Source organism: Syntrophales bacterium (genome assembly GCA_030655775.1).
GTDB lineage: Bacteria > Desulfobacterota > Syntrophia > Syntrophales > JADFWA01 > JAUSPI01.
This window is the reverse complement of record JAUSPI010000023.1, coordinates 1-12,968: the sequence shown is the minus strand read 5'-3', so window position 1 is coordinate 12,968 and position 12,968 is coordinate 1. Positions and strand designations below refer to the sequence as shown.

Annotated in this window: 10 protein-coding genes, 1 tRNA gene, 1 rRNA gene and 1 other RNA gene; 9 read left to right on the top strand and 4 right to left on the bottom strand. The window is 40.4% G+C overall.

Annotated elements, in window-relative coordinates:
- Positions 1-156: 156 nt before the first annotated feature.
- From rpsR to metF, 4 genes are all read right to left on the bottom strand, one after another.
- A complete protein-coding gene (gene rpsR / locus Q7J27_01210) occupies positions 157-426 on the bottom strand; it encodes a 30S ribosomal protein S18 (protein MDO9527757.1) in 270 nt (89 codons plus the stop codon).
- A gap of 3 nt (positions 427-429) precedes the next feature.
- Positions 430-864 (bottom strand): 30S ribosomal protein S6, encoded by a 435-nt coding sequence (gene rpsF, locus Q7J27_01205; protein ID MDO9527756.1) that lies wholly within the window; start codon positions 862-864, stop codon positions 430-432.
- A gap of 99 nt (positions 865-963) precedes the next feature.
- A tRNA-Arg gene (locus Q7J27_01200) sits at positions 964-1,037 on the bottom strand.
- A gap of 230 nt (positions 1,038-1,267) precedes the next feature.
- Positions 1,268-2,137 carry a methylenetetrahydrofolate reductase [NAD(P)H] gene (gene metF / locus Q7J27_01195; protein ID MDO9527755.1) on the bottom strand — a complete coding sequence of 290 codons (870 nt, stop codon included), beginning with the start codon at positions 2,135-2,137 and terminating at the stop codon, positions 1,268-1,270.
- Between the two features lie 161 nt (positions 2,138-2,298).
- Here metF and Q7J27_01190 point away from each other — a divergent pair, with 161 nt between their 5' ends.
- From Q7J27_01190 to Q7J27_01150, 9 genes are all read left to right on the top strand, one after another.
- Entirely contained in the window at positions 2,299-3,807 is a 1,509-nt protein-coding gene (locus tag Q7J27_01190) for an N-acetylmuramoyl-L-alanine amidase (GenBank protein ID MDO9527754.1), read from the top strand.
- Between the two features lie 336 nt (positions 3,808-4,143).
- Entirely contained in the window at positions 4,144-5,919 is a 1,776-nt protein-coding gene (locus Q7J27_01185; protein MDO9527753.1) for a chloride channel protein, read from the top strand.
- A gap of 138 nt (positions 5,920-6,057) precedes the next feature.
- The gene (dusB, locus tag Q7J27_01180) at positions 6,058-7,029 is read left to right on the top strand and encodes a tRNA dihydrouridine synthase DusB (protein ID MDO9527752.1); all 972 of its coding nucleotides are present in this window, start codon (positions 6,058-6,060) and stop codon (positions 7,027-7,029) included.
- A 298-nt stretch (positions 7,030-7,327) separates the two neighbouring features.
- The gene (locus Q7J27_01175; protein ID MDO9527751.1) at positions 7,328-7,555 is read left to right on the top strand and encodes a cell division protein ZapB; all 228 of its coding nucleotides are present in this window, start codon (positions 7,328-7,330) and stop codon (positions 7,553-7,555) included.
- 301 nt (positions 7,556-7,856) lie between these two features.
- Positions 7,857-8,056: non-coding RNA, 6S RNA (ssrS, locus tag Q7J27_01170), on the top strand.
- Between the two features lie 275 nt (positions 8,057-8,331).
- Positions 8,332-9,897 (top strand): ribonuclease Y, encoded by a 1,566-nt coding sequence (gene rny, locus Q7J27_01165; GenBank protein ID MDO9527750.1) that lies wholly within the window; start codon positions 8,332-8,334, stop codon positions 9,895-9,897.
- A gap of 16 nt (positions 9,898-9,913) precedes the next feature.
- Positions 9,914-10,699, top strand: coding sequence for a TIGR00282 family metallophosphoesterase (locus Q7J27_01160; GenBank protein ID MDO9527749.1), 786 nt, complete (start codon positions 9,914-9,916; stop codon positions 10,697-10,699).
- 64 nt (positions 10,700-10,763) lie between these two features.
- On the top strand, positions 10,764-12,035 hold the full coding sequence (tyrS, locus tag Q7J27_01155) for a tyrosine--tRNA ligase (GenBank protein MDO9527748.1): 1,272 nt from the start codon (positions 10,764-10,766) through the stop codon (positions 12,033-12,035).
- Between the two features lie 297 nt (positions 12,036-12,332).
- A 16S ribosomal RNA gene (locus tag Q7J27_01150) occupies positions 12,333-12,968 on the top strand; the annotation flags it as partial.

The following is a 12,968-nucleotide window of genomic DNA, read 5'->3' as shown; positions in this document are numbered from 1 at the left end:
GAGAGCTTTGCAAAACTGCAATTCTGGTCATTGCGAGGAGCTTTAGCGACGCGGCAATCTTATGAATTATCAATATGTTATGAGATTGCTTCGCTTCGCTCGCAATGACAATATTGGTATTATGCAAAGCCTCATCTGGTGCTTCTTACGATCATATCAACCTTCGGTAGTCACAAAAGGTAAAAGGGCTATTGTTCTGGCTTTTCTGATTTCTGAGGTTAGTTCCCTTTGATGTTTAGCGCAATTTCCTGAAATTCTTCTGGGTACAATCTTGCCTCTCTCGGTGAGAAAAATTCTTAGTGTACCTGGATCTTTGTAATCCATTTTCATGTTTGAATTACTGCAAAATCTGCAAACCTTTCTTCTGTGAAAGAATTTTTTCCCTTTTGTATATGGTTTTTTTTTATTTCCCCTATCATTTGTCATTTTCTATTCGCTGTGCTCCTTTTCTTCCGGTGATTCTTCCGGGGGCTTCCCATCATCTATGTCCTTTACCATATTTATCGAAGCAATCTCTTCTGTCTCTTCATCCTTACTGGAACCGGCTACTTCCTTTTCAATTTCTTCCAGATCAACCTCTTCGGTTTTCTTTACAGATAGGTATTTTAAAACATTATCATCAAACTTCATGTTTTTTTCCAACTCAGTAACAACGGTTCTTTCACCAACAAAATCCATAAGAATGTAATATCCTTTTTGTTGTTTTTTAATTGGATAAGCCAGTTTCCTCTTGCCCCATCTTTCAACCTTAACTACAATACCTTTTAGATCTGTTATTATTTTACTGAGTCGTTCAACTACTTCACTGATGGTATCATCAGGCAGATCGGGATGGGCGATAAAGATCGTTTCATATCTTCTCAAATTACTACCTCCTCATTAATACTTATTGAGAGTTTTTATAGCCGGCTGTTACTATAATATACTTTTATATAAATCAAGTTTTTTCCTCAAAATAGTTAGTAGGCGATGCGGGACTTGAACCCGCGGCCTCTGGTTCCGGAGACCAGTGCTCTATCCAACTGAGCTAATCGCCCATTAATTGCAAGCGTTCAGCGGTTAGCAAACAGTTATGGTTAAATTCTCAGTCTTTCAAAAGTATTATTATATACAATTGAGTTGGAGGCTGAAAGCTAATAGTTGCTTATATAACTTGTTTCATTAATTTTCAATATTTTTTCAGTAAGAGTAAAGCCCCCTTCAGTTATGTGCCATATTTACTGGTGTTATTGGGTTGTATACCTGTTGTTCATGACCACCTGACCATTTATCTGGGGTATGACAGTTCCGCTAAAATTTGTTTTGCCGGATGGCTTTTGTTCATGCTGTAGATATGGAGACCCCGTACATCGTTTTTTATCAGGTTTTCAGTCTGGATGATTGCGTATTCAATGCCGTATTTTTCTATTTCTTCCGGATTTTCTTTTAAACGATATATCTTCCGATTAAGCTTGGACGGTATTTTGGCTCCACAGAGGGATGCGATTCTACATGCCTGTTTGTAATTCAGGATCGGGAAAATACCTGGAATAATCGGCACACTGATTCCTATTTCTAAAGCTTTGTCCCTAAATCTGTAAAAATCTTCGTTGTTGAAAAATAGCTGCGTAATAATAAAATCTGCTCCAGCGTCCACCTTACGTTTCAAATTGCCCAAATCAACTTCAAAACTTGGAGCTTCAATATGACCTTCGGGATAACCGGCAACACCTATTGAGAAATCATCGCTTGCTTTAACAAACTCAACCAGTTCATTGGCATAACTGAATCCTCCTTCTGTTCTGATAAATTCAGTTTCACCTTCTGGTAGATCACCCCTCAGTGCAAGGATGTTTTTCATGTTCTCCTTTTTGAATTCGTCGAGGATTCTGGAAATATCATCCATTGAAGATTGCACACAGGTTAGATGTGCCAGGACTTCTCTATTAACCTCGTTTTTGACTTTAGATGCAATCTCTATTGATTTGTCTCGTGTACTTCCGCCGGCACCATAAGTAACTGAAATGAAGTCGGGGTTTAATTCTTCCAGTTCCCGAATTGTTGAAAACAGGCTTTTAATATCTCCCTCTCTAACAGGTGGGAAAACCTCAAAGGAAAGTGTGAATTTTTTCTTTAAAAGCATGTCTTTTATCTTCATACAGATGAACTCCTCATATTTCTCCTTATGAAAATGTCATCAAGGATGACTATTGTCAATACATTTTCTACGTATGGTTGAAATCCTTCAGTTAATTTGATAAGTTTACATTGACTTTGAAAATACCAAGAACTTTAGAAAAAGGCTTCTTACACCAAAACATGATCAAAATAAAGAAAATTATCTTTTTCACAGTGCTGTTTTGCTTTTTCCTTCCTATTTCTCATGCTTTTGGCCTTATTAACATTCTTAACATCAGGTATTGGGCAGCTCCTGACTATACCAGAGTCGTGATTGATACCAGTAAAGCGGCGAAATTTAAAGTAACAAAGACTGCTCAAAAAATATCTATTGATTTCAAAAAAACTGTCTTTCCTAAAGCAATTCCGCACCTTTATGTTTTGAATAAGCCGGGAATCTACAAGATCCTGGTGATGCCCTTACCTCGCGGTACAGTCAGAGTAGAATTATGGCTGGCGGGCAATGTCGAAACAAAGGTGTTCAAGTTGAAGAAACTTCTCAATAAACCTAACCGTACAGTGGTCGACATCAGGCTCCCGGATGTAGAAAAAAAAGAGATCGAAGAAAGAAAACAGTTCAAAATTTCAAGGAAGGATAAGACAATAGTTATAGATCCAGGTCACGGGGGGGAAGATCCAGGGGCAGTTGGACGAAATGGAACAAAGGAGAAAGACGTTGTCCTTGAGATTGCACAGAAATTAAAAAACATACTGAACAAAAAGAAAGGTTATCGGGCTTTTCTTACAAGAAAAGGTGACTACTATGTGCCATTTAAGAAAAGATTGAAGATAGCAAGGGAATATGGCGCCGATCTTTTTGTAAGTATTCATGCAGATGCCTGCAGATACCGAAAATCAAGTGGAAGTTCTGTTTATTGTTTATCGACAAGGAGGGCAAGTAGTGAAGCCGCCAGGCTTTTAGCCAGAAGGGAAAACCTTTCCGATATTATTGCTGGTTCCCCCAACGGCCAGTATAACAATGAATCTGATCCGATAACCCTTAATATGGTTCAAACAGAAACTATAAATTTATCAAAAACCCTTGCTTCCGACACTCTTGAAAATATTAAAAAGGTAAATCACCTTAAATTCCACAAGGTTCAGGAGGCACCGTTAATGATACTGAAATTGCCTGAGATTCCTTCTGTTCTGGTAGAGACTGCCTATATTTCAAATCCAAAAGAAGAACGTTTGTTACGTACCACTAAGTTTCAGGCTAAAATAGCAAGGGCGATTGCTTCCTCCATAATTGATTTTATCCCGGTTTCCAAGCCGGCAAGTCCAATCCATATCGTGAAAGATGACCATAAAAGATCATCTCCCGTTTCAACACCACGGCAGAAAAGTTTTGTATACGTCGTCAAAAAGGGAGATGCTCTGGAGAGAATTGCGAGAAGACACAACACCAGTATCAAAACATTGTTAAAACTCAACAAATTGAAGCATGCCAATCAAATATACGTTAAACAGAAATTGAAGATTCCTGTCGAAGTACGACTAAAAAGGTCTGTCTATATTGTAAAGAAGGGAGATACCTTAGAAAGGATTGCCAGGAGACACAATACTACTATTAGCACCTTGCTGAAGCTTAATAAGCTGAGATTTAGAAACCGGATATATGTCAAACAGAAGTTGAAGATTCCAGATTGACCGAAACAATAACGTCTGTTGATCCGGTTTATAAAAACGTAGAATTTCAGGTTAGATTTCCTTCCATCGCTTCCGCCATATGTTTTGCTATTTTAAAATGTCTTCCTTAACAATATTGTTTTCTGCCTCCTTCGTTGCGATATCAAGCCCTCAAAAGTTTCATCCTAAGGTGAGCGATTTTATCAATACCTTCTACGCACATAAACACACTTTCTTGAAAGACGGCATTGTTGTATCACGAGGAATCTGTTTTTAAAGTTTTTCTTGCAAAAGCTGATGCTAAAAGATAAAAAATCTGGTTAATGTAATTTTCTACTTTTGCAGGAAGAAAGATTTATGGAGATTTTTTCAAAAACAGGAGTGATATCCAGATTAAGGACGAACGAACATGCCATGATGATTTTCATGGCGATTATTGTTGGTGTGCTGGGGGGGTATGGGGCGGTTGGATTTAGATGGTTGATAACTTTTTTTCAGGGGGTGTTTTTTGGAAGTGATGGAGGGAGCTTTCTCGAACTTTTATCAGGTCTTCCCTGGTACAAAAAACTTGTCCCGCCCATTGTAGGTGGAGTACTTGTAGGTCCAATTGTTTATTTTTTTGCAAGGGAAGCAAAAGGACATGGTGTTCCCGAGGTTATGGAAGCAGTTGCCCTGAAGGGTGGGATAATCAGAAAAAGGGTTGTTTTAGTCAAAACTTTTGCATCTGCAATTTGTATGGGGTCAGGTGGTTCTGTAGGTAGAGAGGGACCTATCGTTCAGATAGGTTCGGCAATCGGATCTGCCTTGGGGCAGGTTTTAGGGGTATCGGCAGACCGGATGAGAACCCTTGTGGGTTGCGGAGCTGCTGCCGGGATTGCGGCAACGTTTAATGCTCCGATTGCCGGTGCTATGTTCGCACTGGAGATAGTGCTTGGAGAGTTTGGTATTGCTGCCTTCAGTCCCATAGTGGTTTCGTCGGTAATGGCTACTGTGATTTCGCGGGTTCATCTGGGGAATTATCCTGCATTCACAATTCCTCATTATACTCTTGTCAGCACCTGGGAACTTCCTCTTTACGTGGTACTTGGCGTTGTTGCTGGTATCGTTGGCGTCGTCTTTACTAAAGTTCTTTATAAAACCGAGGATTTTTTTGATACGATAAAAATTCCTGAGTATACGAAGGCGGCTTTTGGCGGTTTACTAATTGGGTCTATAGGGATATTTTTTCCTCATATCTTCGGGGTTGGTTATGATGCAATTGGGCTGGTACTTTTGGGAAAGCTCTCATGGTATATAATATTAGGACTTGTTTTTGTGAAAATAATTGCGACATCAATAACTATCGGTTCCGGGGGCTCGGGCGGAATCTTTGCCCCTTCTCTTTTTATTGGCTCTATGGCAGGAGGAGCATTTGGATACCTTGTTCATTTGTTATTTCCCGCCGTTACAGCTTCACCCGGAGCTTACAGTCTTGTTGGTATGGGGGCGGTTGTTGCGGGAGCTACACATGGTCCACTTAGCGCCATCCTTATCCTGTTTGAAATGACAGGGGATTACAAAATCATTCTTCCTCTCATGCTTTCCTGTATTATCAGCAATGTTGTAGCCAATCATATCAAGAGAGAGTCCATTTATACATTGAAACTCTTAAGAAGAGGGGTTGATATAAGGGCTGGTAGGGAAACAAATGTCATGAAAGCACTTTTGGTGAAGGATGCCATGACGGATGAAGTAGAAACCGTATCTGAAAACATGCCCCTGAAACAATTATTGGAATTTACCCTTTTAAGCAAACATTCAAGTTTTCCGGTTGTTGACAGCAGTGGATTACTCTCCGGGATATTAACCTTTCAAGATTTTAAAGAAATCATCTTCAAAGAGGAATTAGGGCATCTGGTGGTGGCAAAAGAGCTCTCAACAACGAATGTTATTACCATTACCGAAAATGAAGATTTGGATAGTGCCTTAGAAAAAATAGGATTCAAGAATATAGAGCAGCTTCCTGTAGTTGATGAGAATAATCCCAGAAAGATAGTGGGTATTCTTTCAAGGAGAGACATCTTTGCCGCATATAATAAAGCGTTGATAGACAGGTCGTTAACTGAGGGTTCAAGGACCAAAGACTTAAAATAATAGCACATAAGTTTTGAAATTCGTGTCCTTGGTCAAGGAGCGAGCTGTGTAGCGGAATTTGCTGCCATGTACGGGAATCCTTTTGGGTAAGGCGTTATAAACTATAGCACGGAGCTTTACCACTTCACGAGCAAACAGATGAAAATAGGAAAATTATTTCTAAAAAATAACGTGTTTTTAGCGCCGATGGCGGGAATTACAGATCTCGTCTTCAGATTGCTTGTCAGGGAGTTCGGACTTTCTCTGTGCTTCACCGAGATGGTCAGCGCTAACGGTCTGGTCAGGGGAACAGGGGAAAGCTATCAGTATCTTGAATCCATGCCCGGTGATAAGCCTCTCGGCGTACAGATATTTGGTTCTGACCCCGGTGTACTTTCCGAAGCTACGAAAATAGTGACAGACAGGGGTGCCGATCTTGTGGATATTAATATGGGCTGTCCCGTAAAAAAGGTTTTAAAGACTGGGGCGGGGGGTATCTTGATGAGGGATCCTTCTAAGGTTGCAGTTATACTGCAAAGCATTAGGAAGGCAACATCCCTGCCAGTAACGGTTAAGATGCGTTCGGGGTGGAGTAACGACGAAATAAATGTCCTGGAGATAGCCCGCGTTGTTCAGGATTGTGGTGTCGATGCCGTGGTTCTGCATCCCCGTACAGTGAATCAGGGATTTGGGGGCAGGGCGGACTGGAGACTTATAGCGCGTGTAAAAAAGTGTTTGAATATACCTGTTGTGGGGAGTGGGGATATAAGAAGGCCCGAAGATGCCCAGAGGATGCTCGATGTGACGGGGTGTGACGGTGTGATGATAGGGAGAGGGGTTTTGGGTAACCCATGGATTGTAAGGGATGTAGTGGGATATCTTAAAAATAAAAGCGTCTTTTCACCACCTGCTTTGGAAGAAAGAGAAGATATAATCAGTCACCACTTGGACATGAGTGTAAAATTTTTTGGTGAAAAGGCTGGATTGAGAAAATTCCGTAAGCATCTGTTGTGGTATACAAAAGGCTTGAAAGGAAGTTCCCGGTTCAGGGAAACGGTCGTGAAAATAGATGGGAAAGAATCTCTCCTGACTATGGTTCACAGCTATTTTAAATCCATTGATGAAAAGTAGGTAAACATTGAGTGTCATTAAAAACAAAAGTGAAAAATCTCTCAATGTTAAAACTTAATACTGGATGAATGAACCAGTATTGAATGTACCGGTGGCAAACCTGCCTATGTCGGAATGGCAGACAGACTGCAGTAAAGTTGCTTCTTATACATTTTCGGGATACTTTAGAGCTTAACGCTTACGAAAAAAATAAGGTCTTGACTTTCACGGGTTGAATTGTCATAATTCCAACTGTCTGATTGAGATTTTTTGTTTTAAAAAATATAAAAAGGTTGGTTTAATAGGGAGAGGTCAAGCGTTGGAATTGACGAAGTTTGATGAACTTGAAGAAAAAATTAAAGGAATAGTAGAGGAATGTTCGTTCCTGAAGAAGAGAAATCAGGAATTGGAGGAATTATTTAAAGATAAGGATGGAGAGATAGAAGAGGCAAACAGAAAGATAAGAGAGTTAAATGAGGAATGGGATGCTGTTCGCGCAAAGGTGGATTCACTTCTTGGTATGCTTAAGGATATAAGTGTAACATAACAAAGATTAATATAATGAAGTTGAAAAAACGCTTTAACATCCAGATTCTAGAGCAAGAAATTTCGGTTTTAAGTGACTCAGGGGATGAGCACGTAACAAAAACAGTTCGGCATGTTAATGACAAGGCTAAGGAAATAGAAAGTGCTTCAGGAAACATTTCAACATTGCATGTTGCTATATTGGTTGCTTTAAACATTGCTGATGAGTTTTTTAAGTTTAAAAAAGAAAAAGAAGACGCTTGTAATCAGTTGGAGAGCAGAACTGAAAGATTAATTAACTGGATAGAGGAAACAAAACACACGATCCCCTGCGATGTGCGTGATTAGCATAAAGACTTTTTGAACCAACACCTAAGAACCGGGAGACTTTCCTTGTTAGCCGTGTGCATGTCTGCCAGTATCCTGTAATAAAGGGAGGCAGAAAGCCTAAAGCAACAATAAGACTCCCACTTTTTGAAACGGTTCAAAATGGTGGTTGTTAACACGGCAAGGTGGGGGATTTTTACTTGTTTTGCTTGAAATTGACTTCCACCGTGTTTTACGAATAATATTAGATTAAAACTGACCCGGACATTTGTTGAAAGCCGGGTTGCCTCTCCAAGTAACTTCTATTATCCTTACCTTTTTACGGCTTAAACTTTCAATCACGTTTAATTAAGAGAAAGGGACACATTTATTTAGACTGTACCTGTATCTTAATCCCTGTTTTATGATTTTCGTGCCCTTTATTGGCAATGATATTAAGCTTTTATGGTTATTTGAGGAGGTGAAGAGGGTTTGCTGCATTATAGTATGATTGTATTGATGATACTTGGGTCCATTACTGTAGGAGTGGTGTTGGGATATATTCTGAGAGAAGGGGTTTCCAGGAAAAGATTGGAATCCTCAAAAAAACTATCGGAAAGAATAATTAGTGAGTCAAAGAAAGAAGCAGAAACCATAAAAAAGGAATCCGTTCTGCAGGCTAAGGAGAATCTTCTTAAGGCAAAGGCTGAATTCGATAAAGATACCAGGGATAGAAATATAGAACTTGATAATCTGGAGAAGAAGGTCCGTTTTAAGGAGGAAAATCTGGACAAAAGAATGGAACTTCTATCTCAAAAAGAAGCGAATTTGGAAAACAGGGAAAAGACGATGATCAGTAGGGAGGCTCTTATAAATAAAAAGCATAGTGAGCTAGATGGTATCATTGATGAACAGAGGAGGAAATTAGAGAAAATTGCGGGAATTTCATCTGAAGAGGCAAAAAAATATCTTATTCAATCCATGGAAGATGAAGCAAAGCATGAAGCAGCCGTGACTATAAGAAAAATAGAAGATGAAACTAAACGTACTTCTGATAAGAAGTCGAGAGAGATCATCGCTTATGCTATTCAAAGATATGCTGGTGATTTTGTGGCTGAGAATACCGTATCAGTAGTGAACTTACCTACAGATGAAATGAAAGGAAGGATTATCGGTAGAGAGGGGAGAAATATCAGGGCGATAGAGGCTGCAACGGGCATAGATTTGATTATTGATGATACTCCCGAAGCTGTAGTCCTTTCAAGCTTTGATCCAGTACGGCGGGAAGTGGCAAAGATATCCTTGGAAAGACTGATAAGTGATGGCAGAATTCATCCCGGGAGAATTGAAGATGTTGTCAGTAAGGTCAACTCCGAGGTGGAGACGATTATTAGAGAAACGGGTGAAAGAGTGTCATTTGATGTTGGTGTTCACGATATTCATCTGGAATTAATCAATCTTCTTGGAAGACTTAAATACCGGACAAGTTTTTCCCAGAATGTTCTTCAACATTCCGTGGAAGTTGCTCATCTGATGGGTATGATGGCTGCTGAATTGGGCATGGATATAAAAGAGGCCAAGAGAGCTGGATTACTGCATGATATAGGAAAGGCCGTTGACCGTGATATTGAAGGAACGCATGCCGCTATCGGCGCAGATTATGCTAAAAGATTTGGTGAGTCGGAAGGGATTGTTCAGGCTATTGCCTGTCACCATGATGACGGTCGGACCAATACACTGCTTGGAGTTCTTATCCAGGCAGCAGATACTCTTTCTGCCTCAAGGCCGGGGGCTCGTCGTGAAATGTTGGAAACTTATGTAAAACGCCTGGAGGAACTGGAAAGAATAGCTAATTCTTTTAGTGGTATTGATAAATGTTACGCGATTCAGGCAGGAAGAGAAATACGCATACTTGTTGAAAATGAAAAAATATCTGACGATGATGCAGTAATGTTATGTAGAGATATTGTTAAGAAAATTGAATCTGAATTAACTTATCCTGGTCAAATAAAAGTTACCGTAATAAGGGAAACCAGGGTTTTAGATTTTGCGAAGTAGAAAGGAAAATGGATATTTGAAGATATTACTTATAGGGGATATAATTGGTAAGCCGGGCAGAAGAGTTGTTAGACGGCTTATTCCTGATGCGGTTTATAAACATGAAATAGATTTAGTCATTGCTAATTGTGAAAATGCTGCAGGGGGATTTGGCGTAACAAGAGAGGTGGTCGAGGAACTTTATAGAAACAATATCGACGTATTAACATCAGGAAATCATATATGGAGCAAAAAGGAAACTATCGAATTCATTGAAGATTATGAAACACTTCTTAGGCCTGCAAACTATCCTGAGGGTTTACCCGGAAGAGGGAGTGTGTTAGTACGCAGCTCTTCGGGAGGTTTTGTTGGTGTTATCAATTTGATGGGTAGGGTATTTATGCGGCCATTGGATTGTCCCTTCAAAGCAGCAGAAAGAGAAATACAAAAACTGAAAGGCAAAACCAGTATAATAATAGTAGACATACATGCGGAGGCTACCTCAGAGAAACAGGCTATCGGCTGGTTTTTAGATGGTCGGGTAAGCGCAGTTTTGGGGACCCATACGCATGTTCAAACAGCGGATGAGAGGATATTGCCTGGCGGCACAGCTTACATCACAGATGTAGGAATGACTGGACCTTTTGATTCTGTCATAGGGATAAAAAAAGATATTATTTTGAAAAGATTCTTGACAGGTGTTCCAAATAAGTTTGATGTGGCTAAGCGAGATGTATGGCTTCAGGGTACAATAGTGGATGTTGATGAAGATAGTGGAAAAAGTGTGAGCATTGAAAGATTGAACATGAAACTGGAAAATTAGAGACAAAAACTTTTTGTTCTTGTCCTAAGCCTATTTTGATGTGGAGGCTTGTAATTTGAAGAACGTGTATGACGTGCTTTCTGAAAGAGGATTTATAGAACAGGTAACTGACGAGGAGTTGATAAGCGAACTTCTGGGGGAGAACAGTGCTACCTGCTATATTGGCTTTGATCCCACCGCAACGAGTTTGCATGTGGGGAGCCTTGTTCCCATAATGGCGCTGGCCCATATGCAAAGACATGGTCATAGGCCGATAGCCCTTATAGGTGGGGGAACTGCTCTCATTGGTGATCCCAGTGGAAAGACAGAAATGCGACAGCTTCTTACTCGAAAGCAAATTGACGGAAATGCGAAGTATTTGAAAAAACAGCTTTCGAGGTATGTTGATTTTAATGAGGGGAACGCCATTTTGTTAAATAATGCAGACTGGTTGACCCAACTCAACTATATTGAATTCCTAAGGGATATTGGACGTCATTTCAGTGTTAACAGGATGCTGGCCGCAGAAAGCTACAAAATGCGTCTCGAAACAGGCCTCAACTTCATTGAATTCAACTATATGCTTCTGCAGGCCTATGATTTTTGGCATCTATTTAAGCACTATAATTGTGTCCTCCAGATGGGGGGGAATGACCAGTGGGGTAACATTTTAGCCGGGACCGATCTTATAAGAAGGATCGAAGGTGAAACAGCATTCGGCATGACATTTCCTCTTATAATAACATCCCTGGGGCACAAGATGGGAAAGACAGAAAAAGGGACTATATGGCTGGATTCGGAACTAACGAGGCCATATGATTATTTTCAATACTGGATCAATGCTGACGATAAAGACGTGGAAAGATTTTTGGCCCTGTTTACCTTTTTGCCAATGGAAGAAGTTAGGGAAATAAGGAGACTCGAAGGGTCTGAATTGAATATGGCCAAGGCTGTATTAGCCTTTGAGGCAACAAAAATAACTCATTATGAAGAGGCGGCTGTATCCGCATGGAAGGAGTCAGTCAGTAATTTTAATTTAAAACCGGTTGATCTGGCTCTCTTTAAATCAAGTTCTATTCCGAGGTCTGAAGCCTTTCAAGATGTATCCGCAATAACTACTTTTGTGAAATCAAAGGATGAAGTTTTAACGGCGTCCATTCTTGAGCTATTTGAGGAAACTAATTTATGTGCTTCCAGGGGGGAAACAAGAAGGCTAATCGACCAGGGAGGTATTTATATCGACGAGAAGCGGGTTCAATCGATTGATGAAAAAATAACCAATGATGACATTAAACAGAGCAATGAGATCCGTCTTCGAAAGGGTAAGAAAAAATATGCAATAATCAGGGTGGTGTAAAATAAAAGTAGAGGTAAAGTGCTGATTTAAAATGTTGTTTTAAAATTGCTTATTTTTTTGTAAAATAAAGCTTGACACCCCGGTAAAGAAATTATAGATACGCCGTTCACTTTGATTGAAAAGGCGTTTCGTGTTAAATTTTAAAAGAAATAACTCTTGACAAAGAGTATAGTTTTCATTAGCATTAAATTTCGTCTTTTTAAAAAGTTCTTTGACAGTTGAATAGTGGGATAGTTAATTTGTGGGTCCTTTTATTTTTGAAAAAGTTAGAGATTTATCTCTCTAAGAAAGAATTTAAAATTGGAGAGTTTGATCCTGGCTCAGAACAAACGCTGGCGGCGTGCCTAACACATGCAAGTCGTACGAGAAAGTTCGCTTCGGCGAATGAGTAAAGTGGCGAACGGGTGAGTAACGCGTGGATAATCTGCCCTTTAGTTGGGGATAACTCATCGAAAGATGGGCTAATACCCGATGATACTGTATTCACTGCGGTGAATACAGTCAAAGGAGGCCTCTGTTTACATGCTTTTGCTGAAGGATGAGTCCGCGTACCATTAGCTAGTTGGTAGGGTAATGGCCTACCAAGGCAACGATGGTTAGCTGGTCTGAGAGGATGATCAGCCACACTGGAACTGAAACACGGTCCAGACTCCTACGGGAGGCAGCAGTGAGGAATTTTGCGCAATGGGGGAAACCCTGACGCAGCAACGCCGCGTGAGTGAGGAAGGTTTTCGGGTCGTAAAGCTCTGTCAGATGGGAAGAAATGCAGTTAAGTTAATACCTTCTCTGCTTGACGGTACCATCAGCGGAAGCACCGGCTAACTCCGTGCCAGCAGCCGCGGTAATACGGGGGGTGCAAGCGTTGTTCGGAATTATTGGGCGTAAAGAGCGTGTAGGCGGCTAGATAAGTCAGATGTGAAAGCCCTGGGCTTA

Excerpts from the sequence above, each read along its gene's own strand:
- metF (MDO9527755.1), bottom strand. The coding sequence starts at position 2,137 with ATGAAGATAAAAGACATGCTTTTAAAGAAAAAATTCACACTTTCCTTT.
- dusB (MDO9527752.1), top strand. The coding sequence starts at position 6,058 with ATGAAAATAGGAAAATTATTTCTAAAAAATAACGTGTTTTTAGCGCCG.
- Q7J27_01190 (MDO9527754.1), top strand. The coding sequence starts at position 2,299 with ATGATCAAAATAAAGAAAATTATCTTTTTCACAGTGCTGTTTTGCTTT.
- rpsR (MDO9527757.1), bottom strand. The coding sequence starts at position 426 with ATGACAAATGATAGGGGAAATAAAAAAAAACCATATACAAAAGGGAAA.
- Q7J27_01185 (MDO9527753.1), top strand. The coding sequence starts at position 4,144 with ATGGAGATTTTTTCAAAAACAGGAGTGATATCCAGATTAAGGACGAAC.